The organism is Alphaproteobacteria bacterium, from assembly GCA_040220875.1.
Lineage (GTDB): Bacteria > Pseudomonadota > Alphaproteobacteria > JAVJVX01 > JAVJVX01 > JAVJVX01.
Map to the genome: position 1 here is coordinate 1 of JAVJVX010000007.1, position 26,194 is coordinate 26,194.

Annotated in this window: 38 protein-coding genes and 1 tRNA gene; 37 read left to right on the forward strand and 2 right to left on the reverse strand. The window is 63.7% G+C overall.

What is annotated here, in order from left to right:
* From tuf to RLQ26_08660, 32 genes are all read left to right on the forward strand, one after another.
* On the forward strand, positions 1–141 hold a 141-nt coding region (gene tuf / locus RLQ26_08505), incomplete at its 5' end, for an elongation factor Tu (protein ID MEQ9088768.1).
* 54 nt (positions 142–195) lie between these two features.
* Positions 196–504 (forward strand): 30S ribosomal protein S10, encoded by a 309-nt coding sequence (gene rpsJ, locus RLQ26_08510; protein MEQ9088769.1) that lies wholly within the window; start codon positions 196–198, stop codon positions 502–504.
* Positions 505–510: 6 nt separating this feature from the next.
* A complete protein-coding gene (rplC, locus tag RLQ26_08515; GenBank protein MEQ9088770.1) occupies positions 511–1,248 on the forward strand; it encodes a 50S ribosomal protein L3 in 738 nt (245 codons plus the stop codon).
* A gap of 6 nt (positions 1,249–1,254) precedes the next feature.
* A complete protein-coding gene (gene rplD / locus RLQ26_08520; protein MEQ9088771.1) occupies positions 1,255–1,875 on the forward strand; it encodes a 50S ribosomal protein L4 in 621 nt (206 codons plus the stop codon).
* Positions 1,872–2,195, forward strand: coding sequence for a 50S ribosomal protein L23 (locus RLQ26_08525; GenBank protein ID MEQ9088772.1), 324 nt, complete (start codon positions 1,872–1,874; stop codon positions 2,193–2,195). Before rplD ends, RLQ26_08525 begins: the two co-directional genes overlap by 4 nt.
* A 2-nt stretch (positions 2,196–2,197) precedes the next feature.
* Positions 2,198–3,025, forward strand: a complete 828-nt coding sequence (rplB, locus tag RLQ26_08530) for a 50S ribosomal protein L2 (GenBank protein MEQ9088773.1) — start codon at positions 2,198–2,200, stop codon at positions 3,023–3,025.
* A 9-nt stretch (positions 3,026–3,034) separates the two neighbouring features.
* Positions 3,035–3,313, forward strand: a complete 279-nt coding sequence (gene rpsS / locus RLQ26_08535) for a 30S ribosomal protein S19 (protein MEQ9088774.1) — start codon at positions 3,035–3,037, stop codon at positions 3,311–3,313.
* A gap of 2 nt (positions 3,314–3,315) precedes the next feature.
* Positions 3,316–3,696, forward strand: coding sequence for a 50S ribosomal protein L22 (gene rplV / locus RLQ26_08540; protein ID MEQ9088775.1), 381 nt, complete (start codon positions 3,316–3,318; stop codon positions 3,694–3,696).
* Positions 3,696–4,400, forward strand: a complete 705-nt coding sequence (gene rpsC / locus RLQ26_08545) for a 30S ribosomal protein S3 (protein ID MEQ9088776.1) — start codon at positions 3,696–3,698, stop codon at positions 4,398–4,400. Before rplV ends, rpsC begins: the two co-directional genes overlap by 1 nt.
* A gap of 87 nt (positions 4,401–4,487) precedes the next feature.
* Positions 4,488–4,907 (forward strand): 50S ribosomal protein L16, encoded by a 420-nt coding sequence (rplP, locus tag RLQ26_08550; GenBank protein MEQ9088777.1) that lies wholly within the window; start codon positions 4,488–4,490, stop codon positions 4,905–4,907.
* 3 nt (positions 4,908–4,910) lie between these two features.
* Positions 4,911–5,132, forward strand: coding sequence for a 50S ribosomal protein L29 (gene rpmC, locus RLQ26_08555; protein MEQ9088778.1), 222 nt, complete (start codon positions 4,911–4,913; stop codon positions 5,130–5,132).
* Positions 5,133–5,143: 11 nt separating this feature from the next.
* Complete coding sequence (gene rpsQ, locus RLQ26_08560) at positions 5,144–5,389, forward strand: 30S ribosomal protein S17 (protein ID MEQ9088779.1); 246 nt, start codon at positions 5,144–5,146, stop codon at positions 5,387–5,389.
* A gap of 15 nt (positions 5,390–5,404) precedes the next feature.
* Positions 5,405–5,773 carry a 50S ribosomal protein L14 gene (gene rplN, locus RLQ26_08565; GenBank protein ID MEQ9088780.1) on the forward strand — a complete coding sequence of 123 codons (369 nt, stop codon included), beginning with the start codon at positions 5,405–5,407 and terminating at the stop codon, positions 5,771–5,773.
* Positions 5,773–6,096: a 50S ribosomal protein L24 gene (gene rplX, locus RLQ26_08570; protein ID MEQ9088781.1), complete on the forward strand. Its 324-nt coding sequence runs from the start codon at positions 5,773–5,775 to the stop codon at positions 6,094–6,096. The genes rplN and rplX overlap by 1 nt, the downstream gene beginning before the upstream one ends.
* 11 nt (positions 6,097–6,107) lie before the next feature.
* The gene (rplE, locus tag RLQ26_08575) at positions 6,108–6,647 is read left to right on the forward strand and encodes a 50S ribosomal protein L5 (GenBank protein ID MEQ9088782.1); all 540 of its coding nucleotides are present in this window, start codon (positions 6,108–6,110) and stop codon (positions 6,645–6,647) included.
* Between the two features lie 16 nt (positions 6,648–6,663).
* Entirely contained in the window at positions 6,664–6,969 is a 306-nt protein-coding gene (rpsN, locus tag RLQ26_08580) for a 30S ribosomal protein S14 (protein MEQ9088783.1), read from the forward strand.
* Between the two features lie 11 nt (positions 6,970–6,980).
* On the forward strand, positions 6,981–7,379 hold the full coding sequence (rpsH, locus tag RLQ26_08585) for a 30S ribosomal protein S8 (protein ID MEQ9088784.1): 399 nt from the start codon (positions 6,981–6,983) through the stop codon (positions 7,377–7,379).
* Positions 7,380–7,387: 8 nt separating this feature from the next.
* Positions 7,388–7,921 carry a 50S ribosomal protein L6 gene (gene rplF / locus RLQ26_08590; GenBank protein MEQ9088785.1) on the forward strand — a complete coding sequence of 178 codons (534 nt, stop codon included), beginning with the start codon at positions 7,388–7,390 and terminating at the stop codon, positions 7,919–7,921.
* Positions 7,921–8,280, forward strand: coding sequence for a 50S ribosomal protein L18 (rplR, locus tag RLQ26_08595; GenBank protein MEQ9088786.1), 360 nt, complete (start codon positions 7,921–7,923; stop codon positions 8,278–8,280). Before rplF ends, rplR begins: the two co-directional genes overlap by 1 nt.
* An 11-nt stretch (positions 8,281–8,291) precedes the next feature.
* On the forward strand, positions 8,292–8,894 hold the full coding sequence (gene rpsE, locus RLQ26_08600; protein MEQ9088787.1) for a 30S ribosomal protein S5: 603 nt from the start codon (positions 8,292–8,294) through the stop codon (positions 8,892–8,894).
* On the forward strand, positions 8,887–9,069 hold the full coding sequence (rpmD, locus tag RLQ26_08605; protein ID MEQ9088788.1) for a 50S ribosomal protein L30: 183 nt from the start codon (positions 8,887–8,889) through the stop codon (positions 9,067–9,069). The genes rpsE and rpmD overlap by 8 nt, the downstream gene beginning before the upstream one ends.
* 29 nt (positions 9,070–9,098) lie before the next feature.
* Complete coding sequence (rplO, locus tag RLQ26_08610) at positions 9,099–9,593, forward strand: 50S ribosomal protein L15 (GenBank protein MEQ9088789.1); 495 nt, start codon at positions 9,099–9,101, stop codon at positions 9,591–9,593.
* Positions 9,593–10,936, forward strand: a complete 1,344-nt coding sequence (secY, locus tag RLQ26_08615) for a preprotein translocase subunit SecY (protein ID MEQ9088790.1) — start codon at positions 9,593–9,595, stop codon at positions 10,934–10,936. Before rplO ends, secY begins: the two co-directional genes overlap by 1 nt.
* Before the next feature lie 5 nt (positions 10,937–10,941).
* Complete coding sequence (locus tag RLQ26_08620) at positions 10,942–11,589, forward strand: adenylate kinase (GenBank protein ID MEQ9088791.1); 648 nt, start codon at positions 10,942–10,944, stop codon at positions 11,587–11,589.
* A 126-nt stretch (positions 11,590–11,715) separates the two neighbouring features.
* Positions 11,716–12,084, forward strand: a complete 369-nt coding sequence (gene rpsM / locus RLQ26_08625; GenBank protein ID MEQ9088792.1) for a 30S ribosomal protein S13 — start codon at positions 11,716–11,718, stop codon at positions 12,082–12,084.
* Positions 12,085–12,093: 9 nt separating this feature from the next.
* Complete coding sequence (gene rpsK, locus RLQ26_08630) at positions 12,094–12,486, forward strand: 30S ribosomal protein S11 (GenBank protein ID MEQ9088793.1); 393 nt, start codon at positions 12,094–12,096, stop codon at positions 12,484–12,486.
* 101 nt (positions 12,487–12,587) lie between these two features.
* Positions 12,588–13,604: a DNA-directed RNA polymerase subunit alpha gene (locus tag RLQ26_08635; GenBank protein ID MEQ9088794.1), complete on the forward strand. Its 1,017-nt coding sequence runs from the start codon at positions 12,588–12,590 to the stop codon at positions 13,602–13,604.
* 55 nt (positions 13,605–13,659) lie between these two features.
* Positions 13,660–14,088 carry a 50S ribosomal protein L17 gene (rplQ, locus tag RLQ26_08640; GenBank protein MEQ9088795.1) on the forward strand — a complete coding sequence of 143 codons (429 nt, stop codon included), beginning with the start codon at positions 13,660–13,662 and terminating at the stop codon, positions 14,086–14,088.
* A gap of 136 nt (positions 14,089–14,224) precedes the next feature.
* Positions 14,225–15,721, forward strand: coding sequence for a Do family serine endopeptidase (locus RLQ26_08645; protein MEQ9088796.1), 1,497 nt, complete (start codon positions 14,225–14,227; stop codon positions 15,719–15,721).
* Positions 15,718–17,031, forward strand: a complete 1,314-nt coding sequence (locus RLQ26_08650; protein ID MEQ9088797.1) for a replication-associated recombination protein A — start codon at positions 15,718–15,720, stop codon at positions 17,029–17,031. The genes RLQ26_08645 and RLQ26_08650 overlap by 4 nt, the downstream gene beginning before the upstream one ends.
* Positions 17,028–17,420, forward strand: a complete 393-nt coding sequence (crcB, locus tag RLQ26_08655) for a fluoride efflux transporter CrcB (GenBank protein MEQ9088798.1) — start codon at positions 17,028–17,030, stop codon at positions 17,418–17,420. Before RLQ26_08650 ends, crcB begins: the two co-directional genes overlap by 4 nt.
* Position 17,421: 1 nt before the next feature.
* Positions 17,422–18,426 carry an RluA family pseudouridine synthase gene (locus RLQ26_08660; protein MEQ9088799.1) on the forward strand — a complete coding sequence of 335 codons (1,005 nt, stop codon included), beginning with the start codon at positions 17,422–17,424 and terminating at the stop codon, positions 18,424–18,426.
* On the opposite strand, the gene RLQ26_08665 is transcribed toward RLQ26_08660, so the two are convergent.
* On the reverse strand, positions 18,423–19,943 hold the full coding sequence (locus RLQ26_08665; protein MEQ9088800.1) for an SLC13 family permease: 1,521 nt from the start codon (positions 19,941–19,943) through the stop codon (positions 18,423–18,425). The genes RLQ26_08660 and RLQ26_08665 overlap by 4 nt on opposite strands.
* Positions 19,944–20,053: 110 nt before the next feature.
* Here RLQ26_08665 and RLQ26_08670 point away from each other — a divergent pair, with 110 nt between their 5' ends.
* The 4 genes from RLQ26_08670 (at position 20,054) to accC (ending at position 25,146) form a co-directional block, all read left to right on the forward strand.
* Complete coding sequence (locus RLQ26_08670; protein MEQ9088801.1) at positions 20,054–20,788, forward strand: HAD-IA family hydrolase; 735 nt, start codon at positions 20,054–20,056, stop codon at positions 20,786–20,788.
* Positions 20,785–21,489: an ATP12 family protein gene (locus RLQ26_08675; GenBank protein MEQ9088802.1), complete on the forward strand. Its 705-nt coding sequence runs from the start codon at positions 20,785–20,787 to the stop codon at positions 21,487–21,489. Before RLQ26_08670 ends, RLQ26_08675 begins: the two co-directional genes overlap by 4 nt.
* A gap of 128 nt (positions 21,490–21,617) precedes the next feature.
* Entirely contained in the window at positions 21,618–23,150 is a 1,533-nt protein-coding gene (locus RLQ26_08680) for an acyl-CoA carboxylase subunit beta (GenBank protein MEQ9088803.1), read from the forward strand.
* Positions 23,151–23,163: 13 nt separating this feature from the next.
* Positions 23,164–25,146, forward strand: coding sequence for an acetyl-CoA carboxylase biotin carboxylase subunit (gene accC, locus RLQ26_08685; protein ID MEQ9088804.1), 1,983 nt, complete (start codon positions 23,164–23,166; stop codon positions 25,144–25,146).
* Here accC and lipB read toward each other — a convergent pair.
* Positions 25,143–25,916 carry a lipoyl(octanoyl) transferase LipB gene (lipB, locus tag RLQ26_08690; protein ID MEQ9088805.1) on the reverse strand — a complete coding sequence of 258 codons (774 nt, stop codon included), beginning with the start codon at positions 25,914–25,916 and terminating at the stop codon, positions 25,143–25,145. The genes accC and lipB overlap by 4 nt on opposite strands.
* Before the next feature lie 106 nt (positions 25,917–26,022).
* Between lipB and RLQ26_08695 the strand changes: the two genes are divergently transcribed.
* Positions 26,023–26,109: transfer RNA gene (locus RLQ26_08695), tRNA-Leu, on the forward strand.
* The last annotated feature ends 85 nt before the right edge of the window (positions 26,110–26,194 follow it).

The following is a 26,194-nucleotide window of genomic DNA, read 5'->3' on the forward strand; positions in this document are numbered from 1 at the left end:
GAGATGGTGATGCCCGGGGACAACATCCAGATGGAGATCCAGCTGATTGCGCCGATCGCCATGGATGAAGGGCTGCGCTTCGCCATCCGCGAGGGTGGACGCACCGTCGGCGCAGGTGTCGTCGCTAAAATTATCGAGTAGTTCTGAAGATTACGGGGTACGGCAGCGTTTCGCCGCGGAAAACGGAAGCAAACAATGGATAACCAGAATATCCGCATTCGGTTGAAGGCGTTCGATCATCGGGTGCTTGACCAATCTGCGACGGAGATCGTCTCGACGGCCAAGCGGACCGGTGCTCAGGTGCGCGGACCCATTCCGTTGCCGACCCGGATCGAGAAATTTACAGTGCTGCGCTCGCCCCATATCGACAAGAAGTCGCGGGAACAGTTTGAAATCCGGACCCATAAGCGCCTTCTCGACATTATTGACCCGACGCCGCAGACAGTGGACGCGCTGATGAAGCTCGACCTTGCTTCCGGTGTCGACGTCGAAATCAAACTGTAGGACGGAATGATGCGAACCGGTTTGATCGCCAAAAAACTGGGCATGTCGCGAGTGTTTCTCGCCACCGGCCAGCATGTCCCCGTGACTGTCCTGCAGCTCGAGGATTGTCAGGTGGTGGCCGTCAGAACCGCGGACAAGGACGGCTACGACGCCGTGCAGCTCGGTGTCGGGACGGCGAAAGTCAAGAACGTCAGCAAGCCCATGCGGGGCCATTTCGCCAAGGCGAATGTGGCGCCCAAGCGGAAACTGGTGGAGTTCCGGATCGAGGATGAGACCCGCCTCAACGTCGGGGACGAGTTGCTGGCGAGCCACTTCGTGGCCGGCCAGCGGGTCGACGTTTCAGGCACCAGTATCGGTAAAGGGTTCTCGGGCGCGATGAAGCGGCATAATTTTGCCGGCCTCGAAGCGACCCACGGCGTATCCGTCTCCCACCGTTCGCACGGATCGACGGGTAACAGCCAGGATCCGGGCAAGGTGTTCAAGGGCAAGAAAATGGCCGGCCAGTACGGCAATGTTCGGCGCACGGTCCAGAATCTCGAGGTTGTGTCCACCGACGATGCCCGCGGTCTGATTTTGGTGAAGGGCGCCGTGCCGGGCAGCAAGGGTGGTTACGTGCTGATCCGCGACGCGCTCAAGCGTGCGCGGCCGGATGATGCGCCGATGCCGGCCGCCACGCGCGGTGGCAAGGCACCAGCGGTAAAAGAAGAGAGCGGCGAGGCGGCCGCCAGTGAACAGAAGGATTGATGCGCCATGAAGTGCGCCGTGAAAACGATCGATAACAAGGCGGCCGGCGATATCGAGCTTGCGGACGAAGTCTTCGGTCTGCCGGCCCGGCCCGACATCCTTGCGCGCGTGGTGCGCTGGCAGTTGGCCAAGCGGCGTGCCGGAACCCACAAGACCAAGGGTCGCAAGGAGGTTGCCGGTACCGGTTCCAAGGCCTACAGACAAAAGGGCACCGGCCGGGCACGTCGCGGTAATCTCAAGACGAACATCATGCGCGGCGGCGGCACGGTATTCGGCCCGGTGGTGCGCGACCACGGGTTCGACCTGCCGAAGAAAGTGCGGCGTCTGGGGTTGAAGGCGGCTCTTTCCGCCAAGCTCGCCGATGGCAAGCTGATCATCATCGACACGCTCAGGATAAAGACGCCGAAGACGGCTGAACTGGCGAAAAGCCTTGGCAAGCTGGGCGCGACCTCGGCGCTGATGATTGATGGCGAGGCGCTGGACGAGGGCTTCGAGCGGGCGGCGGCCAACCTCAAGCACATCAACCTGCTGCCGGCCCAGGGCGCAAACGTCTACGATATTTTGCGCTGCGACATGCTGGTGCTGAGCAAGGACGCGGTGGAACGGCTGGAGGCCCGGTTGAAATGAACGCGCGACTGAAAAAACCGGTCCGGATCAGCGAAGGGCGGATGATGGAAATCGTGCGCAGCCCGCTGATCACGGAGAAAACCTCGCTGATGTCGGAACACAACCATGTTGCCTTCCGCGTGCCGCTGGATGCGACCAAGGGCGAGATCAAGGCGGCGGTGGAAACCCTGTTCAAGGTCAAGGTGGATGGTGTGAACACCATTCGGTCCAAGGGAAAGCGCAAGGTTTTTCGGGGTGAGCGCGGGCGCCGCCCCGATTGGAAAAAGGCAATGGTACGGCTCGCCGAAGGCGAGAGCATCGACGTGACGACGGGTCTCTAGGCATGGCACTGAAACAGTATAAGCCCACAACCCCCGGACAGCGCGGCCTGGTTCTTGTGAACCGCGCGGGCCTCTGGAAGGGTAAGCCGGTCAAGGCGTTGACCCAGGGCAGTCCGAAATCGGGCGGGCGCAACAATAACGGCCATATGACCGCGCGCCATCGCGGCGGCGGGCATAAGCGCAGCTATCGCTTGATCGATTTCAAGCGCGCCAAACGCGACATGCCGGGTGTGGTGGAGCGGATCGAATACGATCCCAACCGCTCGGCCCATATCGCTCTCGTCAAGTATGAAGACGGCGAGCTCGCCTATATCCTGGCGCCGCAGCGCCTGGCCGCCGGCGATCAAGTGGTGGCGGCCGAGCGGGCGGATATCAAGCCGGGCAACGCCATGCCGATGCGAAACATGCCGGTCGGGACCATCGTGCATAACGTTGAAATGAAGCCGGGCGCTGGCGGCAAGCTGGCCCGGTCGGCTGGAGCCTACGCGCAGCTGATCGGACGGGATGGCGGTTACGCCCAGCTTCGTCTGGGTTCGGGCGAGGTCCGCATGGTGCGCCAGGAATGCGTGGCGACCGTGGGGGCCGTCAGCAACGCCGATCACCAGAACCAGAAATTCGCCAAGGCCGGGCGCTCGCGGTGGAAAGGCAAGCGTCCCCACGTGCGTGGCGTCGCCATGAACCCGGTGGATCATCCCCATGGTGGCGGCGAAGGCCGGACATCGGGTGGCCGGCACCCCGTGAGTCCGTGGGGTGTGCAGACCAAGGGCAAGAAGACGCGTCGGAACAAGTCGTCGGATCGACTGATCATCCGACGCCAGAAGAAGAAATAGAGGTTCGCTGTGGCACGCTCTGTTTGGAAAGGTCCCTTCGTCGACGGGTACCTGCTGAAAAAGGTCGATAAGGCACGCGAGTCGGGCCGAAACGACGTCATTCGTATCTGGTCCCGCCGGTCAACCATCCTGCCGCAGTTCGTGGGCCTGACTTTTGGCGTCTACAACGGCAACAAGCATATTCCGGTCCTCGTGACCGAAAACATGGTGGGGCACAAATTCGGCGAATTTTCGCCGACCCGGACCTATGTCGGCCACGCGGCCGACAAGAAGGCGAAACGAGGCTAGTCATGGGTAAACCGTCCCATCCGCGCCGCCTCAAGGATAATGAGGCAATGGCCATGATCCGCCGGCTTCGGGTGAGCCCGCGGAAACTGAACCTGCTGGCCGGCCAGATCCGCGGCAAAAAGGTCGAGCGGGCTTTGGCTGAGTTGGAATTCTCGCGCCGGCGCATCGCCAGCGACGTACGCAAATGCCTGCAATCGGCAGTTGCGAATGCGGAGAACAACCACCAGCTGGACGTGGACCGGCTGTACGTATCCGAAGCCTGGGTCGGCAAGTCGCTGGTGATGCGCCGGTTCCGGCCGCGCGCGCGCGGCCGCGCGTCGAAGATCATGAAGCCGTTCAGCAACCTCACGGTTGTCGTGCGCGAAGCTGAGGAGAGTGCCTGATGGGCCAAAAGGTAAACCCGATCGGGCTCCGGCTCGGCATCAACCGCACCTGGGATTCCCGCTGGTATGCGGAAAAGAACTACGCGGATCTGCTGCACGAGGATCTTCGCATGCGCCGTGACCTGGAAAAGCGCCTGGATCAGGCCGGGGTCAGCCGCATCGTGATCGAACGCCCGGCCAAGCGGGCCCGGGTCACGATCCACACCGCCCGTCCCGGCGTCGTGATCGGCAAGAAGGGCGCCGATATCGAGAAGCTCCGCGGGGATCTCGGCAAAATGACCAACGGCGATGTCAGCCTGAACATCGTCGAGGTGCGCAAGCCCGAACTCGAGGCCGCGCTCGTGGCGCAGAACATCGCGCAGCAGCTCGAACGGCGTGTTGCCTTTCGCCGGGCCATGAAGCGGGCGGTGCAGTCCGCCATCCGGTTGGGGGCCGACGGGATCAGAATCAACTGCTCCGGTCGCCTGGGTGGGGCCGAGATCGCGCGCATGGAATGGTATCGCGAAGGACGCGTGCCGCTGCATACGCTGCGGGCAGACGTCGATTATGGCGTGGCCACCGCCAAGACCACCTACGGCACTTGCGGGGTCAAGGTATGGATCTTCCGGGGCGAAATCCTGGAACACGACCCCATGGCACAGGATCGCCGGGCGGCCAAGGGGGCCGAACGGACGGGCCGGCCCGGCGGGGGCGGCCGGCCGTAGTCCCGAGCCAGCCGGCAAGATCTAGCTTGGAGACGGCACCGACCCGAGACCGGCATCCGGTCAGGGATCACGAATTAGGAAACAACGATGTTAAGTCCGAAACGCACAAAGTACCGCAAGGCCCACAAGGGACGGATTCACGGCTTCGCCAAGGGCGGGACCGACCTGAATTTCGGCGCCTTCGGCCTGAAGGCGACGCAGCCGGGCCGGGTGACGGCGCGCCAGATCGAGGCCGCCCGGCGGGCCATGACCCGGCATATGCGCCGGACGGGGCGGGTCTGGATCCGGATTTTCCCGGACGTGCCGGTCACGAAGAAGCCGGCGGAAGTCCGCCAGGGCAAGGGCAAGGGCTCGGTCGAGTTCTGGGCATGCCGGGTGAAGCCGGGCCGGATCATGTTCGAGATCGACGGCGTTTCACGAGCCATGGCGGAAGAGGCATTCTCGCTCGCCGCGGCCAAGCTGCCGATCTCGGCACGTTTCGTCACCCGCCTGGGCGAAGGGAACTAGGGCATGAAGATCGCGGAAGTCAGGGCAAAGTCGGTCGACGAGCTCGAGAAGCAACTGGGCGACTTGCGCAAGGAATCGCTGAACCTGCGGTTTCAGAAGGCGAGTGGGCAGTTGGAAAACACGGCACGGGCGCGCCAGGTGCGCCGCGATATCGCGCGGATCAAGACCATCTTGCACGAGCGCGCCGAGAACAGTGAGGCGGCTGCGTCCGCCGGTCGGTCCTAGGAGTTTAGACGATGCCGAAGCGTGTCCTTCAGGGAACGGTAGTGAGTAACGGGGCCGACAAGACCGTCGTCGTACGGGTCGAGCGGCGCATCAAGCACCCGATCTACGCCAAGTTCGTGACGAAATCTAAGAAGTTTGCCGCCCACGATTCCGGGAATGCCTGCGAGGTCGGGGATACGGTCCGGATTCAGGAATGCAGGCCGATCTCGAAGCGCAAGCGTTTCGAGGTGGTCCAGAACGTAAGCCGGACGAGCTAGGACTGGAATGACGCAATGATCCAGATGCAAACCAACCTGGAAGTGGCGGATAATTCGGGCGCGCGCCGTGTCCAGTGCATCAAGGTGCTTGGAGGCTCGAAGCGCAAATACGCTTCGGTCGGCGATGTGATCGTCGTTTCCGTGAAAGACGCGATCCCCCGGGGACGCGTCAAGAAGGGCGACGTGCACCGAGCCGTGGTGGTGCGCACAGCGAGCCCCATCAAGCGGGACGACGGGTCGATCATCCGGTTTGACCGTAATGCGGCTGTGCTGATCAGCAAGCAGGGTGAGCCCATCGGGACCCGTATCTTCGGTCCGGTGGTCCGTGAGCTGCGGTCGCGCAAATATCTGAAAATCATTTCGCTTGCGCCTGAGGTTCTGTGATGGCCGAGAAATTCAAGATTAAGAAGGGCGACAAGGTGATTGTCCGCACCGGCCGCGACAAAGGCCGCTCCGGTGAGGTCCTGCGGGTCCTGCGCAAGGAGGACCGCGTGCTGGTGCAAGGCGTGAATATGGTCAAACGCCACCAGGCGCCCAGCATGCAGGGCTCGGGCGGGATCATCCAGAAAGAGGCGTCGATCCACATTTCCAACGTCGCCCTGATCGACCCCAAGACCGAAAGGCCGGTTCGCGCGGGCATCAAGACGCTCGACGACGGCCGTAAGGTGCGCTTCGCCCGGGGATCGGGCGAAGTCATCGACCGCTAGAGGAACGAAGAATGACGCGTTTGCGCGATCACTATAACGAGGTGGTGAAGCCGAGCCTGGTTGAGAAGTTCGGCTACAAGAACCCCATGGAAGTCCCCCGGCTCGACAAGATCGTCCTGAATATGGGCGTCGGCGAGGCGGCACAGGACAGCAAGAAGCTCGACAGCGCCGTGGAAGAACTGACCCTGATCGCAGGGCAGAAAGCGGTCATCACGCGTGCCCGCAAGTCCGAGGCGGTTTTCAAGGTCCGCGAGGGCATGGGGCTGGGCTGTAAGGTAACGCTTCGCGCGGCACGCATGTATGAGTTCCTCGACCGGCTGGTCAACATCGCGCTGCCGCGGGTGCGTGACTTCCGTGGGCTGTCGCCGAAGAGTTTTGATGGCCGGGGGAACTACGCGCTCGGCGTCCGCGAACAGATCGTGTTCCCGGAAATCAATTACGACAGAGTCCAGGACATTCGTGGTCTGGACGTCATCCTGTGCACCACCGCCCAGACGAATGAAGAGGCACGCGCCCTTCTGGACGGGTTCAACTTTCCCTTTCGCGCCTAATTGAGACGGTAGAGACATGGCGAAGAAAAGCGCAATCGAGAAAAACAGCCGCCGGGCCAAAATGGCAAAGAGCCAGAAGTCCAAGCGGGCGGCCCTGAAGGCCCTCGCCAGGGACAGCTCGCTGACGCCGGAAGAGCGCTTCCGCGCCCGGTTGAAGCTGGCCGAGATGCCGCGGAATGGTGCGCCCACACGGGTACGCAACCGCTGTGAGCTATCGGGTCGTCCGCGGGCTTATTACAGAAAATTCCGCATGTCGCGGATCGCACTGCGTGAGCTAGCGTCGTCCGGGCAGATCCCGGGTGTCGTGAAATCGAGCTGGTAGGGGGTTTCGGAATGTCTATGACTGATCCCATCGGGGATATGCTGACCCGGATCCGCAACGGACAGCGGGTCGGACAGCGGACCGTTTCGAGCCCGTCCTCGAAGATCCGATGCAACGTGCTCGAGGTGCTGAAGCGCGAAGGCTACATCCGCGACTTTCAGGAGACCGAGATCAAGGCCGGACATCGCGAGATCACGATCGAGCTCAAGTATCACGAGGGCGCGCCCGTCATTCGCAAGATTGCCCGCGTTTCCAAGCCAGGCCGGCGGGTCTACTCCAAGATCAGCGAGTTGCCGCGCCAGTATGACGGACTCGGGATTGCAATTCTGTCGACGCCCCGCGGCGTAATGTCGGATAACGATGCGCGCGAGGCCAATGTGGGCGGCGAAGTTATCTGCCGCGTGTTTTAGAGGCTGCTATGTCACGTGTTGGAAAAAACCCTGTCGCCGTGCCGGATGGCGTGACCGTCGAGATCAGCGAGAAATCGCTGACGGCCAAAGGCAAGCTTGGTGAACTCTCGATCGATCTCGTGGATGGAGTCGTCGCGAAGATGGCTGATGGCGAGGTGACCGTGTCGCCGGCCAACGATTCCGACCAGGCACGGACGATGTGGGGGACCTATCGCAGCCTCGTGGCCAATGTGGTCAAGGGCGTCAGCGAAGGCTTTACCATCAACCTTGAACTGGTGGGCGTGGGCTATCGCGCTCAGGTTCAGGGCAAGAGCCTGAATCTTCAGCTCGGGTTCAGCCATGACGTGATCTTCGCGATTCCGGACGGGATCACCATCAAATGTGAGCAGCCTACCAAGGTCGCGATTTCGGGGGCCGATCGCCAGAAGGTCGGGCAGCTGGCGGCAAACATCCGCGCGTTCCGGCCACCCGAGCCCTATAAGGGCAAGGGTGTCCGCTATGAAGGCGAGTACATCCTGCGGAAGGAAGGCAAGAAGAAGTAATGGACGCAAAAGCACTCTTTATGCGCCGCAAGCGCCGGGCACGGGCGCAGCTGCAAAAGAAGTCCACCGGTCGGCCGCGCCTGTCGGTCTTCCGCTCGGGCCGTCACATCTATGCCCAGGTGATAGATGATACAACGGGACGGACCCTCGCGGCCGCGTCCAGCGTCGACCGCGATCTCAAGGGCAAGCTGAAGAGCGGCGCGGACGTTTCGGCGGCGAGCGAAGTCGGCAAGCTGGTAGCGGTGCGCGCCCAGAAGGCTGGCGTTGGGGCCGTGGTGTTCGACCGCGGTGGATACAAATTTCATGGCCGGGTCAAGGCTCTGGCCGACGCCGCCCGTGAGGGCGGCCTGTCCTTCTAGAAGGGTGACGCATGGCACGCGGTGAAAAAAGAGATCAGGGCCGGCGCGAAGAGAGCGAATTCGTCGAGAAGCTCGTCGGAATCAATCGCGTCGCCAAGGTTGTGAAGGGCGGCAAACGTTTCGGTTTTGCGGCACTTATGGTCGTGGGCGACGGCAAGGGCCGTGTCGGGTTTGGCTCGGGCAAGGCGCGCGAGGTGCCGGAAAGCATCCGAAAGGCGACAGAACAGGCGAAACGCAACATGGTGCGGGTGCCGCTTCGCGAGGGACGGACGCTGCATCACGACATGCGTGGCGCCTTCGGCGCAGGCAAGGTCGTCCTGCGGGCGGCCCCGCCGGGGACCGGGATCATCGCCGGCGGCCCGATGCGCGCCGTATTCGAAGCTCTTGGCGTGCAGGACGTGGTGGCGAAATCAACCGGCACGGCCAACCCGCACAATATGATCCGGGCGACCTTCAGCGCGCTGGAGCAGGTCCAGTCGCCCCGGGCTGTGGCGGCGCGCCGCGGCAAAAAGGTCAGCGAGATCGTGAGCCGTCGTTCGCCCCGCACCGCCTCGGCGGCGGAGGCGGCGGAGGCGGATGGCGAGGGCGATCTGGTGGAGGCGGAAAATGCCTAAAATCCGGGTCACTCAGACCGGCAGCCCGCTCGGCCGCCCCAAGGTTCAGCGCGAGACGCTGAAGGGGCTTGGTCTCAACAAGCGGGGCCGCAGCCGGGAGTTGGAGGACACGCCCGCCATCCGGGGCATGGTCCGCAAGGTCGGCCATCTTGTCGAAGTTGAAGAGATTAAATAGGGCGGTTTCGCCGCCGAAGGGCAAAGACGATGAAACTCAATCAGATCCGCGATAATGCCGGGGCCACGCACGCCCGCAAACGGGTCGGCCGCGGAATCGGCTCCGGCCTGGGCAAGACATCGGGCAAGGGCCACAAGGGCCAGAAGGCCCGCTCGGGCGTCGCCATCAAGGGATTTGAGGGCGGCCAGATGCCCATTCACCGCCGCGTGCCCAAGCGGGGGTTCAACAATGTGTTCGCGAAATCCTACCAGATCGTCAATCTGGCCCAGCTCCAGGCGGCGGTCGAAGCGGGCCGGATCAAGGACGGCGAGACGGTGACCGCCAAATCACTTGCCGAAGCGGGCCTGATCCGGCGCACCAAGGACGGGATACGCGTGCTTGGCCGGGGCGAAATCAAGGCGAAGCTACAGATCGAGGCGGCCGGCGCCTCGAAATCAGCCATCGCGGCCATCGAAAAGGCAGGCGGCACCATAACCGTGCTGGCTCCCGCTCCGGTGGCCGACACTTCCAGTGAGAGTGCTTAATGGCCTCTGCGGCCGACCAGTTTGCTGCCAATATCAATCTCGGCGCCTTCGGTAAGGCGACGGAGCTCAAGAAGCGGTTGTGGTTCACGCTGGGCGCCCTGATCATCTATCGCCTCGGCACGTATATTCCGCTGCCGGGCATCGACCCCAACATTCTGGCCGAGATCTACCAGCAGCAGGCAGGCGGCATCCTCGGCGTGTTCAACATGTTCGCGGGCGGCGCGCTCGAGCGGATGACCTTGTTCGCCCTTTCGATCATGCCCTATATCTCGGCCTCCATCATCATGCAGCTGATGGCAGCCGTCTCGCCCAAGCTGGAAGCCCTCAAGAAAGAGGGGGAATCGGGGCGCAAAAAGCTTAATCAATACACCCGCTACGGCACCGTGCTACTGGCGGCGGTCCAGGCTTACGGCATTGCGGTCGGCCTTGAAGGCATGACCGGCAGCGCCGGCAGTGCCGTGATCGATCCGGGGGCATTCTTCCGGATCTCGACGGTGATTTCGCTTACAGGCGGCACGATTTTCCTGATGTGGCTCGGCGAGCAGATCACGCAGCGCGGCGTGGGCAACGGTATTTCTCTCATCATCTTTACCGGCATCGTGGCCGAATTGCCGGCGGCCTTCGCGCAGACCATGGACCTTGGCCGCACCGGCGAACTGCCGACGCTTCTCATTCTGGGCCTGATCGTGATGGTCGTGGGCGTCATCGGCTTCGTCGTATTCGTCGAGCGCGCCCAGCGCCGGATCATCGTCCAGTATCCCAAGCGCCAGCAGGGCAACCGGATGACTGGTGGCGAATCGTCCCACATTCCGCTCAAGCTCAACACATCGGGCGTGATCCCGCCGATCTTCGCGTCGTCCCTCCTGCTCCTGCCACTGACAGTGGCTGGATTTTCGGCCGGACAGGGGCCCGACTGGCTGACGACCGCGACCGCCTATCTGGGCCATGGCCAGCCGCTCTATATTGTCTTCTATATCTCGCTCATCGTGTTCTTCTGCTTCTTTTACACGGCCATCGTCTTCAACCCGGTCGATACGGCCGATAACCTCAAGAAGTACGGCGGATTTATTCCCGGTATCCGGCCAGGCAAGAACACGGCCGATTATCTGGATTATGTGCTGACACGGTTGACCGTCATCGGCGCCGCGTATTTGGCGATCGTCTGCCTTCTGCCCGAACTCCTGATCTCGCGTTTCAACGTCCCGTTCTATTTCGGCGGCACCAGCCTGCTGATCGTGGTCAGCGTCACCATGGATACGGTGGCGCAGATTCAGTCCCACCTGCTGGCGCATCAGTACGAGGGGCTGATTCGCAAGTCCAAGTTGCGGGGGCGGCGCGGCTGATGGCGATCAATCTCATCCTTCTCGGCGCGCCGGGGGCCGGCAAGGGAACCCAAGCCAAGCGGCTTGTCGATGAGCATGGCCTCGCCCAGTTATCAACCGGTGACATGCTGCGCGCCGCGGTTGCGAGCGGCAGCCAGCTTGGCCAGGAGGCCAAGGAAATCATGGAAAAGGGCGAACTGATGCCCGACGAGATCATGATCAAGATCATATCGTCCCGCCTTGACGAGGCCGATTGCGCCAATGGCGTGATTCTTGACGGTTTCCCGCGCACGGTGCCACAGGCCGAGGCGCTCGATGGGCTGCTCGCCGAAAAGGGCATGACACTGGATCATGTTATCGAGATCCGGGTCGACGACGATGTGCTGATCGCCCGGCTCGCGGGACGCTATAGCTGCGCCAAATGCGGGGCCGGCTATCATGATGAATTCATCCGGCCCGAAAAAGCGGGCGTGTGCGATGTTTGCGGGTCGACGGAGTTCAAGCGCCGGCCCGACGACCAGCCGGAGGTCGTCAAAAGCCGGCTCGAAGCCTATCATCGCCAGACGGCACCGATCCTGCCCTATTACCGTGATCGAGGCGTTCTCGAGACGGTCGACGGCCAGGCGGCTCCCGAGGGGGTGGCAGGCCAGATTGAAGCGATAATTCGTCAATGATTACGGGGAATTAGTACAAATTCCGGGTCGGTTGACTTGAGGGGCTGGCGGCCTATAATCCGCTCCCCGAAGCGGCGGGTCAGGGCTGACGGCGGCTAATTCCGTAATAATTCTGGAGACTTAGACGTGGCACGTATTGCTGGCGTCAACATTCCCACGCAAAAGCGTGTAGAAGTGGCGCTGACCTATATTTTCGGCATCGGGCCGAGCATGGCGAAGGAAATCTGCGCCAAGACGAGCGTATCGTCCGACCGCCGCGTGAGCGAGCTTACGGAAGATGAGATTTCGCGGATTCGCGAGGTTATCGACGGGGAGTACCAGGTCGAGGGCGACCTGCGCCGGGAAACCTCGATGAATATCAAGCGGCTCATGGACCTCAAGAGCTACCGTGGATTGCGCCACCGGCGCGGCCTGCCGGTCCGGGGCCAGCGGACCCATACCAACGCGCGCACCCGCAAGGGCAAGGCCCGGCCGATCGCCGGCAAGAAGAAGTAGGAAAAAACGATGGCGGCAAAAACCGGGGCACGCGTCAAACGGCGCGAGCGAAAAAACATCACTTCGGGCGTGGCCCATGTGAGCGCGACCTTCAATAACACGGTGATCACCATCACCGATGCGCAGGGCAACGCCATTTCGGGCAGCTCTGCCGGCGCCATGGGGTTCAAGGGCTCACGCAAGTCCACGCCCTATGCGGCGCAGATGGCGGCGGAAGATGCCGGGCGCAAGGCGCAGGATCACGGCATGAAAACGCTGGAGGTCGAAGTCAAGGGTCCGGGCAGCGGCCGTGAATCGGCTCTCCGGGCGCTGCAGACGGTTGGCTTCACCATCACGTCGATTCGCGACGTGACACCGGTCCCCCATAACGGGTGCCGGCCGCCGAAACGCCGGCGGGTCTGAGCCCGGCGGCAGAGGACGTATTTTGAAATCCGGGGGCTGTCCCCGGGACGGGTCGGGGCGCATGCGAATCCGGCTCGCCGCATTACGAAGAGGTCATCGCCTTGATCAAGAAGAATTGGCAAGAACTCATTAAGCCGCAGAAACTCGACATTGAAGCCGGGCGAGATGCGACGCGCATGGCGACGGTGGTGGCCCAGCCCCTGGAGCGGGGCTTCGGGTTCACGCTGGGAAATGCGCTTCGACGCGTGTTGCTGTCATCGCTGCAGGGTGCGGCGGTGACATCGATTCATATCGACGGCGTGCTTCACGAATTCTCCTCGATTCCCGGTGTCATCGAGGACGTGACCGATATCGTCCTCAACGTGAAGTCGCTCTGTGTGCGCTCGCACAGCGAGGGGCCGAAGCGCATGCATCTGCGCGCCACGGGCCCGGGTGCGGTAACGGCGGCGCAGATCGAGGCCGGGCACGATATCGAGATCCTCAATCCGGATTTGGTGATTTGCCACCTCGATGACGGCGCCGAAATATCGATGGAACTGACGGTGCAGAACGGCAAGGGCTATGTCCCGGCCGCGCAGAACCGGCCCGAGGACGCCCCGATCGGCCTCATCCCGGTGGATGCGATTTTCAGCCCGGTGCGCAAGGTGACCTTCAAGGTCGACAACGCTCGTGTCGGGCAGGTCACGGACTACGACAAGCTGTCGCTCATGGTTGAAACCGACGGGGCAATCTCGCCGGAAGATGCGGTGGCACTGGCCGGACGCATTCTTCAGGATCAGCTTCAGCTCTTCATCAATTTCGAGGAGCCGACCCAGCGGCGCGAGGAAGAGGCCGATGAGGACCTCGAGTTCAACCGCAATCTGTTGCGCAAGGTGGATGAGCTCGAACTTTCGGTACGTTCGGCCAACTGCCTGAAGAACGACAATATTGTCTATATCGGCGATTTGGTGCAGAAGACCGAGGCCGAAATGCTGCGGACCCCGAACTTCGGGCGGAAATCTCTGAACGAGATCAAGGAGGTCCTGTCGCAGATGGGGCTGCGGCTCGGCATGAAGATCCCGGGCTGGCCGCCCGAGAATATCGAAGAAATGGCAAAACGCCTGGAAGAGCCTTACTAGGCCGGGCGAGAAGGACAGGCCGGGGCGGGAAACGTCCCGGCGGGAGTGAAAAGAGATGCGCCATCGTCTGAGTGGCCGGAAACTCAACCGGACCAGCACGCACCGCAAGGCCATGTTTGCCAACATGGCCGCGGCCCTGATCAAGCACGAGCAGATCCGGACGACCCTGCCCAAGGCCAAGGAAATCAAGCCGGTGGTGGACCGCCTGATCACGCTGGGCAAACGGGGCACCCTCCACGCGCGCCGTCAGGCGATCAGCTTGCTGCAGGACGCCAGGTTGGCCGATAAGCTGTTCGACACGCTGGCCGACCGGTACGCGGATCGGCCCGGCGGCTACACCCGGGTGCTGCGTGCCGGCTTCCGGTACGGCGACCAGGCGCCGATGGCGATCATCGAGCTGGTCGACCGCGACCCCGAGGCCAAAGGCCAGGATTCGGGTCCCGTGCAAACGGATGATGCCGAGGGCGACTCGGCCGCCGCCTAGCCCCTCAGGCCGGAGCCCGGACAGCGGAGGCAGCCTCGTGGCTGCCTCTTTGCATTTGGCCTTGTCCCGGCCGGACATGCTAGGCTCCTGGCGCGACAGGGGCGGCGATGTCTTCGAATATTAATATAGAAAAACAATGAGTTCGGCTAAAGCGTCAGGGAATTGCCGGGGCCGCAACCGGGGGCCGGCGGCGCGGTTTCGCAGGCTTGCCCGCGTCGCCATCCTCCTTGTGCTGGGCGCGGTCCTGGTTCCGGCGGTCGCCGGCGCGGCCAGTGACGAAACCGTGCCCCCGCGCGTCCTTCCCGGGTCGGACGGCGAGGTCAAGCTCAGCTTCGCCCCCCTCGTGCGCGACGCCGCACCCGCGGTGGTCAATATCTACACACGGCGGTCGGTTCAGGGGCGGCCTTCGCCGCTGTTCGCCGACCCGTTCTTTCGCCGGTTCTTCGGCGGGCCGGGAGGTCGGGGACCGGGAGAGGAGCGGCCGCTGGAGCAGACAGCGCTGGGCTCCGGCGTGATCATCGGACGCGAGCGGGTTGTCGTAACCAACCATCACGTCGTCAACCAGGCGGATGAAATCAACGTCGTGCTCTCGGACCGGCGGGAATTCGAGGCGGAACTCCTGGTGTCGGACGAACGTACGGACCTGGCGGTTCTGCGGATCAAGGACCCGCCCGCGGACCTGCCCTATCTTCGGCTCGGTGATTCGGACGCTCTCGAGGTAGGGGACCTTGTTCTGGCGATCGGCAATCCCTTTGGCGTCGGCCAGACGGTGACCAGCGGGATCGTCTCGGCCCTGGCCCGGACGCAGGTGGGGATCACCGATTACCGCTTCTTCATCCAGACCGACGCGGCCATCAACCCGGGCAATTCCGGCGGCGCGCTGCTCGACCTCGACGGACGGGTGGTCGGGATCAACACCGCCATCTATTCCCGAAGCGGCGGTTCTCAGGGAATCGGCTTTGCCATTCCGGCGGCCATGGTCCGGGCGGTGATTGCCGGTGCCGGCGAGGACGGGCGTATCGTCCGCCCGTGGCTGGGCGCGGCCGGCCAGCCTGTGACACCGGAAATCGCCGAAAATATAGGCCTTTCGCGCCCGGCTGGCGTGCTGGTCAACCAGGTCTACGAGAGCAGCCCGGCGGCCGAGGCGGGGCTTCGGGTGGGCGACATTATCACCCGTGTCGGTGACAATATCGTCGATGACGCCGAGGCGCTCCGTTTCCGCGTCGCGACACTGTCGGTTGGCGGGGAGGCCAGGCTCTCGGTTATTCGCGATGGAAGGGTGCTGCAACTGGCCGTCCCGCTCCGGGCGCCACCGGAAATCCCGCCCCGCAACGACACCACGCTGGGCGGCGCCACACCCTTTACCGGGGTCACCGTATCCAACCTGTCGCCCGCCGTGGCTGACGAGTTGTCCCTCGATCTGACGCTGCGCGGCGTGGTCATCGCCGATATCCGGGCGGACAGTGCGGCGGCCCGTATCGGTTTCCGGCGGGGCGATATCATCCGCGAATTGAATGGGGTCGAGATCCTCAACGTTCGCCAGCTCCGCCGGGTCGTGGCCGAGGCGGACCGGCGCTGGCGGCTCAGGATCGAGCGCGGCGGGCGTACCCTCACCCTGGCCTTCAGCGGGTGACGACCCTTTTCGATACCGGGGCGGACCGCCCTTTGGCCGACCGGCTGCGGCCGCGACGCCTCGAGGAGGTGATCGGGCAGGACCATCTCCTCGGGCCCGACGGGCCGCTTGGGCGCATGCTGGCAGCCGGCCGTGTGGTTTCAATGATCTTCTGGGGACCGCCCGGCACCGGCAAGACCACGATCGCGCGGCTTCTGGCGGAACGGGTCAAGCTCAGCTTCGAGCCGCTCTCGGCCGTCTTTTCCGGCGTGGCTGATCTGCGCAAGGTTTTCGAGGCGGCCCGGAAGCGGCGCGAAATGGGGCAAGGGACGCTGCTGTTCGTGGATGAGATCCACCGCTTCAACCGCGCCCAGCAGGATGGTTTCCTCCCTTTTGTCGAGGACGGGACGGTGATCCTCGTGGGTGCGACGACGGAAAACCCGTCCTTCGAGCTCAACGGCGCGCTTTTGTCGCGCTGTCAGGTCTTCGTGCTCCGCCGTCTCGACGAAGCTTCGCTCGAAACATTGATCCGGCGGGCAGAGGAGCTGGAAAGCACCAACCTCGCCCTTGATCCGGACGCCCGCGAGTCATTGATTGCGATGGCCGATGGCGACGGGCGCTATCTGCTCAACATGGTGGAGGAGCTTCTGGCGCTGGGCAGGGGCGGGACGGCGCCGGTGACACGGGCCGATCTTATGGCGGCCGTGCAAAAACGCGCCCCGCTCTATGACAAAAGCCGGGAAGAGCATTACAACCTGATCAGCGCGCTTCATAAATCCCTGCGCGGCTCCGATGCCGATGCCGCCCTGTACTGGCTGGCGCGCATGCTGGCCGGCGGCGAGGATCCGCTTTATATCGCCCGGCGCCTGGTCCGTTTCGCGTCCGAGGATATCGGCCTGGCCGATCCCGAGGCCATTCATCAGGCCCAGGCTGGCTGGGACGTCTACGAGCGCCTCGGCTCACCCGAAGGCGAACTCGCAATCGCCCAGGCCGTCCTCTATCTCGCGACCGCGCCCAAATCCAACGCCGCCTACAAGGCCTTCGGCCGGGCGATGAAGGCGGCGGGCGAAACCGGGTCCCTGGCGCCACCCAAGCATATTCTCAACGCGCCGACACGGCTCTTGAAGGATATCGGCTATGGCGCGGGCTATGCCTATGACCACGAGGCAGAGGAGGGGTTTTCCGGGCAGAATTACTTTCCCGACGGCCTGGCCCGCCAGCGTTTCTACAGCCCGGTCGAGCGCGGGTTCGAGCGGGAAATCCGCAAACGCCTCGATTATTGGGCGAAACTCCGGGAGACTCGGCGGGACAAGGGGGAGGAGACGGAATGACGGTGCAGTGGAGTCTGGTTCTCGCCATCGCCGCCGGGGGCGCTCTCGGGGCGGTGGCCCGGTTCCTCGCCATGAGCGCGGCCGGCCATTGGCTGGGCCATGGCTTTCCCTGGGGGACGCTTCTTGTGAATGTGGCCGGCTCTTTCGCTCTCGGAATCCTCGTCGAAATAATGGCCCTCACCTGGCAGCCGGCGGCAGAAATCCGAGCTTTTCTCGTGGTCGGCCTTCTTGGAGCCTTCACCACCTTTTCCACCTTTTCGCTCGACGTCTTCGTCCTGGCCGAGGGTGGCGCGCGCAGCGCGGCGCTGGGGTATATCCTGGCTTCGGTCTGTCTCTCGGTGCTCGGGCTGTTTCTCGGCCTGCGGGCCGGGCGGCTGATGCTGGGCTAGCATGACCGGCGTCCGCCATCTTGAAGTCACCGAGGACGAGGCGGGCTTGCGCCTCGACCGCTGGTTCAAATCGCACTTCCCGCAGCTCGGCCACGGCCGGCTCGCCAAGATGCTGCGCACGGGGCAAATTCGACTGGACGGCAGGCGGGCCAAGGCGGGCGACCGGGTGGCAGCCGGCCAATCGGTCCGCATTCCGCCCCTCGACAGCCCGGCGGACAGTCCCGCGCCAGCCTCCCGGAACATCCAATCCGGATTCTCAGATAAAGACATCAAGTTATTGGAAAATAACATTATTTATCAGGACAAAGACGTTCTGGTCCTGAACAAGCCAAGCGGTCTCGCGACCCAGGGAGGCAGCAAGACCACGCGTCATCTGGACGGGCTGCTTGCGGCCTGGGCACAGGCGCAGCGTCCCCCTCAGGCCAGGCCGAAGCTGGTCCACCGGCTCGACCGGGATACGTCGGGCGTCCTCGTCGCCGCGCGGACCGATTTGGCGGCGCGGCGGCTGACGGCGGCCTTTCGTGGCGGGACGGCGGAAAAGACCTACTGGGCCGTCACTCGGGGTGTTCCCGCCCCGGCCGAGGGGCGGGTGCACGACCGGCTGGCCAAGCGGCGGATCGGCGGGCAGGAGAAGATGGTGGCGGACGAGACCGGCAAGATGGCCGAGACCCTGTATCGCGTTCTTGCCCGCGTGGCGCGGCGGGCGGCACTGGTCGAATTTCGCCCGCTCACCGGTCGCACCCATCAAATCCGGGCCCATGCCCTGGCGCTCGGCACACCGATCCTCGGTGACGCCAGGTACAGCGACAGGGATCTCGATGCGCCACTCCTCCAGCGTGGCGGGGAGGCGCTGGCGCGCCCCCGGCTGCATCTTCACGCCCGGCGGCTGGTCATCTCCCATCCGCGCGGCGGCATGATCGATATTACGGCCCCGCTTCCCCCGCATATGACGGACACCTGCGCCTTCCTGGGATTGGACGCAAATCTGGCCGAGGCTGGCGTCTAGCCGTAAACCCAGCGGATCACGGTGACCGCCGCGAGCGAGATCACCAGAATGGCGATCAGGTTGATCCGGAACCCGGCGCGGGCCATCTCGGCCACGGTGATTCGGCCCGAGGAAAACACGATGGCATTGGGCGGGGTCCCGACCGGCAGCATGAAGGCGCAGCTTGCCGCCAGTGCGGCCGGGATCATCAACTCGGCTGGGCCGATTCCGGCGCTGACGGCGACGGCGCCGACGATGGGCAGGAATGTCGCGGTCGTCGCCGTATTACTCGTGAGTTCCGTGAGAAAGACGACGACGGCAACGAAGACGAGGGCGATCAGAACAAAAGGCAGGGCGGTTACCTCGTAAAGCGCGGTCCCGATCGCATCGGACAGGCCCGTGGCCGAAACGGCGGCTGCGAGGCTCAGTCCGCCGCCGAACAGCAGCAGCACGCCCCATGGGATCTGGCGGGCCGTTTCCCAGTCAAGCAGATAGATACCCTTGCGGACGGAAACCGGCACCATGAACATCAGCGCTGCGCCGATGATCGCGATCCCCGCATCGCTCAGGGCCGGCAGGACCGGTTGAAGCTGCGGGCGCAGGATCCAGAGGGCCGCCGTCAGGGTGAAAACCAGGGCGACCCGCCGCTCTGCCGGGGAGGGCGGGCCGAGCGCCGCGATCTCCTCGGCCAGGATCCGGGCTGCCTCCGGCAGCGGCCGGCGGTCGAGGCGAAAGACCAGACGGCAGAAGACCCACCAGCCGAGCACCAGCATGATCGCAAAGACCGGCACCCCCACCAGCATCCAACGCGCGAAACCCAGTTCGATCCCGTAGGTCTCGCGCAGCATGCCCGCCATCAGTGCGTTCGGCGCGGTTCCGATGAGCGTGCCAAGCCCGCCCATGGTGGCGGCATAGGCGACACCAAGGAGCAGGGCCAGGGTGAGGCGCTTGCCCTGCATGAGCGGAGCGGCCGCGGGCGTCGCCTCGAGCAGGGTGATGACCGAAATCACGATGGGCAGCATCATCACGGTGGTCGCGGTGTTGGTAATCCACATGGAAAGGAGGGCTGCGGTGAGCATGAACCCGCCGACGAGGTCGCTCGGCCGGGTGCCGAAAAGACTCAGAATTCGGAGCGCGATGCGCTTGTGCAGACCCCATTTCTCGACCGCGGCAGCAATGATAAGCCCGCCCATGAATAGAAAGGTGAGCGGATTGGCGTAAGGGGCTGCGGCCTCGTCGATCTCGGCCACGCCCGTGAGTGGAAAGAGCACCAGCGGCAAAAGCGAGGTCACGGCCACGGGCACGGCCTCGGTGATCCACCAGATGACCATGACGGCGGCGACGGCGGTGACCGTCCAGGCGTCCGCATCCAGCGCTGCCGGTGCGGGCAGCGCGTAAATCAGGGCAAAGGCGCCCAGCCCGGCCAGCAACCCGAGCGCCCGGCGCCAGGCGTCGCCGTTGCCGGAAGACGGCGGCGAGGGGATCGGGCCGGGCGGTGGCGTGGGCTGGCGCGTGGGCGGTGGCGTGGGCGATGGCATGGGCAGCGGTCCGGGAGAGTGCTGGCGGCAAGGCCCTGACATAAGGCGGTTTGCCGATCGGAAAAGGGGCGGATATAAACGCGGGCAGGGATCCGCATCTTGGGAAAGAAATGGCAGAAATTCAATTAGTTGTGTTCGATTGCGACGGGACGCTGGTGGATAGCCAGGTGGCCATCGTTGGCGCCATGTGCGAGGCGAGCCGCCGCGCGGGCCTCGCTGTCCCGGCGGCTGAGCGGATCCGCCGCGTGGTCGGACTCAACCTCCATGAGGCCGTGCACAGACTTTTCCCGGAACTTGAGGAAGACGGGATAGAAACCGTTTCAAACCATTATAAAGATGAGTTTTTGTTGCTTCGTCAGAATCGGGATTTTGACGAGCCGCTGTATCCCGGCACGCGGGAATGTCTGACGGCCCTGGCCGAGTCGGGTGTGCTGCTGGCGGTGGCCACCGGCAAGTCACGGCGTGGACTGGCGCGGACCCTGGCACATCACGGTCTGGCCGGAGCCTTCATCAGCTTGCAGACGGCCGATACCGGACCGGGCAAGCCTCATCCCGAAATGTTGAGCCGCGCCATGGCGGAAGCCGGCGCCGAGCGCGCGACGACGATCATGGTGGGTGACACCACCTTCGATATGGAGATGGCGCGCAACGCCGGCACGCTCGCCATAGGCGTGGGCTGGGGCTATCACGCGCCCGAGGAGTTGAGAGGGGCGGGAGCACGTGCCGTGCTCGACCGGTTTGCCGATCTGCCGCCAATCGTTCCGAGGCTTTTCCTGTCTGAATCTGCGGCCGGCGCGCCCGCGACCCCACCCGCGACCCGGGACCGGGACACGGATCGTTTATGAAACGGGTCTATAAGTCCGTCGGAATTGCCGAAACGGCAGATGGTTACGCGGTCGAACTCGATGGCCGGCCAATCCGGACCCCGGACGGCCGGGCGGTCATCGTTCCGACCCGGTCCCTCGCCAGGCTCATCGCCTCGGAATGGGCGGCGCAAGGGGCGGAGGTGAAGCCCGCCACCATGCCCGCGACACAACATGCCGTGACGGTGCTGGACCGCGTGACGCCCCGCCGCGAGGCCGTGATCGAGGAGATCGCCGCATATGGCGCGACGGATCTCCTCTGCTACCGGGCGGCCGAGCCGCCCGAGTTGGTGAACCGTCAGGATCATCTGTGGCAGCCCTATCTCGACTGGGCGCGAGAGGCGCTGGGGGCGGAATTGACGGTGAGTCACTCGATCATGCCGACCATGCAAAGCGGCGCCAGCCAGGCGGCGCTGGCGGCGGCCGTGCGGGACGAGAACGATCTTGCGCTTGGCCCGCTGCATCGCGCGGTCGCCCTGTCGGGTTCGCTTGTCCTGCCGCTCGCCGTGCTCCATGGCCACGCCACTATGGGCGAAGTGACGGCTGCCGCCCTCGTGGAAGATCGCCATCAGCTCGAGACCTGGGGGCATGACGATCTGGCCGCGCAGCGTCTCAATTCGCTCGAGGCCGAACTGCGCACGATCGATGCGTTCTGGCGCGCGCTGGGCCGCATCGGGACCTGATTGCCTTGTGGTGAGATGAAAATGCCTTTACCGCAAGGGATTAGGAAGCCTTTACCGGGCAACCGCCGCTGGCAGCCCCGAAAAAGAGGTGCTATGAAGAAACCGAGCGGGTCAGAGCGGGGGAGGTAATGCAGGAGATCATTCGCGAACTCGACGCGCGCCGCGCGCGCGCGCGCGCCGGTGGGGGCGAGCGGCGAATCGCCGCGCAGCACGCCAAGGGCAAGCTCACGGCCCGGGAACGGATCGATATCCTGCTTGATCCCGACTCCTTCGAAGAATGGGACATGTTCGTGGAGCATCGCTGTCACGATTTCGGCATGGAAAACGAGACCATCCCGGGCGACGGCGTGGTCACGGGCCACGGCACCATCAATGGCCGCCTCGTCTTCGTTTTCAGCCAGGATTTCACGGTTTTCGGCGGATCGCTCAGCGAGACCCACGCCGGCAAGATCTGCAAGATCATGGAAGAGGCCGTGCGCGTCGGCGCGCCGGTGATCGGCCTCAACGATTCGGGCGGTGCCCGGATCCAGGAAGGCGTCGCGTCGCTCGGTGGCTATGCCGATGTATTTTACAAGAATGTCGAGGCTTCTGGCGTCATACCCCAGATTTCGCTCGTCATGGGCCCGTGCGCCGGAGGAGCGGTCTATTCGCCGGCGATGACCGATTTTATCTTCATGGTGCAGGACACGTCCTACATGTTCGTGACCGGTCCCGACGTGGTCAAGACCGTGACCCACGAGACGGTGACCCATGAGGAGCTGGGCGGCGCGGTGACCCACACGGCCAAGTCCGGTGTCGCGCATGCCGCCTTCGAAAACGACGTCGAGGCGCTTCTCCAGGCGCGTCGATTCGTCGATTTCCTGCCGCTTAACGAGAGCGAGGCGCCGCCGGTGCGCTATACCGAGGACCCGGTCGACCGCCCGGATATGTCGCTGGACACCCTCGTGCCGAAAAACCCCAACCTGCCCTACGACATGAAGGAGCTGATCCTCAAGATCGTGGATGATAGCGACTTCTTCGAGATCCAGCCCGATTTCGCGGGAAATATCATTGTCGGGTTCGGACGCATGGAAGGACACACGGTGGGGTTCGTCGCGAACCAGCCGCTCGTGCTGGCCGGGTGTCTGGACATCGATTCCTCGCGCAAGGCGGCACGGTTCGTCCGGTTCTGCGACAGCTTCAATATTCCGCTGGTCACGCTCGTGGATGTGCCCGGGTTTTTGCCGGGTACCACGCAGGAGTTCGGCGGAATCATCCACCATGGCGCCAAGCTGCTGTTCGCCTTCGCCGAGGCGACCGTGCCCAAGGTGACCCTGATCACGCGCAAGGCCTATGGCGGCGCCTATGACGTGATGAGTTCCAAACATCTCAAGGGCGACGTCAATTACGCATGGCCCAGCGCCGAGATCGCCGTGATGGGGCCGAAAGGGGCGGTCGAGATCATTTTCCGGGGCGATATCGGGGACGCCCAGAAAATCGAGGACCGGACCGAGGAGTACCGCGCCAAGTTCGCCAATCCCTTCGTGGCGGCCGGCCGGGGCTATCTGGACGACATCATCATCCCTCACAATACCCGGAAAAGAATTTGCCGTTCTCTCGCGCGACTTCGGACCAAGAAGGTCACGCGCCCCGCCCGTAAGCACGACAACATCCCTCTCTGACGCAGCGTAAATGATGTTCAAGAAAATCCTGATCGCTAACAGAGGCGAAATCGCCTGCCGCATTATCCGGACCTGTCGCGAGATGGGGATCAGCACCGTCGCAATCTATGCCGAACCGGATGCGGATTCCCTTCATGTGCAAATGGCGGACGAGGCGGTCCTTATCGGGCCGGCGGAGGCGAAACAGAGTTATCTGAATATTCGCAAGGTGGTAGCGGCCGCGAGAAAGACCAAGGCCGAGGCAGTTCATCCGGGTTTCGGCTTTCTGGCCGAAAATACCGAGTTCGCCAAGGCGCTCGAGAAAGCGAAAATTACCTTCATTGGCCCTGGCCCCAAGGCGATTGCCGCCATGGGCGACAAGATCGAATCGAAAAAACTTGCCAAGAAGGCCGGTGTCGACACGGTGCCAGGGTATGTGGGGGTGATCAAGAATGCCGATGAGGCGCTCCGCATAGCGGCCGATATCGGCTATCCGGTCATGATCAAGGCTTCGGCCGGCGGGGGCGGCAAGGGTATGCGGATCGCCCGGACCGACGAGGAGGTGCGCGAAGGATTTGTGTCGGCCGCGAACGAAGCCCGCGCCAGTTTCGGTGATGAGCGGGTTTTCATCGAAAAATTCATCGATCAGCCCCGGCATATCGAAATTCAGGTCCTGGCGGATCAGAGTGGCAACACGATCCATCTGGGTGAGCGCGAATGCTCCATTCAGCGCCGCCATCAGAAGGTGATCGAGGAAGCGCCGAGCATGGCGGTAGATGCGCGGTTGCGGCAGCGCATGGGCGCGCAGGCCATAGCCCTCGCCAAGGCGGTGAATTATGTCTCGGCCGGGACGGTCGAGTTCATCATGGGGCCCGACAAGGACTTCTATTTTCTTGAGATGAACACGCGCCTCCAGGTCGAGCATCCGGTTACCGAATTCGTGACCGGGGTCGATATCGTCGAGGAGATGATCCGGATTGCGGCGGGCGAGAAGCTCCGTCATCGCCAGAGCGACGTGAGCTTCACGGGATGGGCGATGGAATCGCGGGTCTATGCCGAAGATCCGACACGCAACTTTCTGCCCTCCATCGGCCGGCTCAGTCACTACATTCCGCCCAATGGCGATAATGTGCGTGTCGATACCGGAGTGTCGGAAGGCTCTGAGATATCAATGTTCTACGATCCGATGATTGCCAAGCTGGTGACTTATGGGGCAACCCGCAAAGAGGCAATCAAGGTCATGCGCCGGGCGCTCGACGAATATTACATCCGCGGTGTCGATCACAATTTGGGCTTCCTCGCCTCGGTCTTTGCCAACAAGCGCTTCGTCGCGGGCCGGCTCACGACCAACTTTATCGCGGAAGAGTATCCCGACGGGTTCTCTGCCGCCGATGTAGTGCCGGATGACGCGCGGGCCATTCCGGCGGTTGCGGCGGTGGTCCGGCTGATCCAGGCCGAGCGCGAGCGGACGATTTCGGGGCAGAGTGACAAGATTTTGCCGATCCCCGCGGACTGGGTCGTTTTCGACAATGGCAACGAGGTGCCGCTCTCCATTCAGCGTCTCGATGCCCGATCCTTCGAGATTTCGGTGGGCGGCGAGACCCTGCGGCTGGTCACGGACTGGCACATCTGGGAGCCGATCTTCCGCGCCAGGCTGAACCGCGGGGATTTTTCGGCGCAACTGGACCTTGCGGGTATTCGCACCCGGATCACCGTGCAGGGACGGGCGGCGGAGACTCTGACGATTCCGGCCAACATGGCCGAAGCCTATCGTCTGATGCCGGAGAAAGTGCCACCTGACATGACCCGATTCCTGCTGTCGCCAATGCCGGGACTCCTGGCTTCGCTGGCGGTGGAGGAGGGCCAGGCCGTCAAGGTGGGCGAGGTGCTGGCCGTGATCGAGGCCATGAAAATGGAAAACGTGTTGCGGGCCGAGCGGGACGGGGTGATTTCGGAGATCAAGGCCCGGCCCGGCGAGAATCTGATGGTGGACCAGCCGATCCTGGAATTCGATTAGGTCTTGTCCGCGGCCTCGCCGGCGATCGGCCGGCCAAAGATTTCGGGGAAGGTGTCGCGCATGACCATGTCCACCTCCTCGAGACTGGCGGTGATGCCGAGTGCTTCGAGCGAGGTGACACCGTGCTCGCGGATGCCGCAGGGGATGATCCGCCGGAAATTCGAAAGATCCGGCGCCACGTTCAGCGCCAGTCCGTGATAAGCGACCCAGCGGCGCACCCGGACCCCGATGGCGCCGATCTTGGCCTCGCTGCCGGGCGCCCCGCCATGCGCTGCCAGATCGACCCATATTCCGATGCGCCCCGGGCGGCGTTCGCCCTTGACGTTGAAGGCGGCCAGTGTGGCGATCATCCAGTCCTCGAGGGCGCAGACATGGGCCCGGATATCCCCCGGCTGACCCTGACCTTGGCCTTGACCCTGGCCCGGCCCGCCCGACAGGCCCCGTTTGAGATCAAGCATGACATACGCCACGCGTTGCCCCGGCCCGTGATAGGTATAGCGTCCGCCGCGCCCGGTCCGGTGGACCGGAAGCCCACCCGCATTCAGCATCTCCGACTCGTCTGCGCTGGTCCCGGCGGTAAAAAGCGGGGGGTGCTCGAGAAGCCAGACGAGTTCGGGCAGGGTACCGTCGCGAATGGCGGCTACCCGCTCCTCCATGGTGGCGAGAGCCGTCTCGTAGGGCACCGGGGCCGACGCCACGCGCCACTCCACGCTCGCCCGTCTCGCGCCGCCCGTCCCGCCTGTCGTTCTAGATGTCTCAAATATCGCCATTTTTTTCATTCCAGGGCCCTGCGGGCGCTGCTTGATCGGGGGCCCGGCATCTGGTATCCCCTCACGGCCATCATACGATAAAACCTTCGGGAAATGGGCACTGGATGCGGTCGTGGCGGAACTGGTAGACGCGCAGCGTTGAGGTCGCTGTGGGGGAGACCCCGTGGAAGTTCGAGTCTTCTCGACCGCACCAATCATTCCCGAGACCCGCGGCCCGGCCAGCGGGTCTCGGTCGTTCTGAAGGCGTCTTGGCCGATTCAGGGACCGGGTGAGCGTAT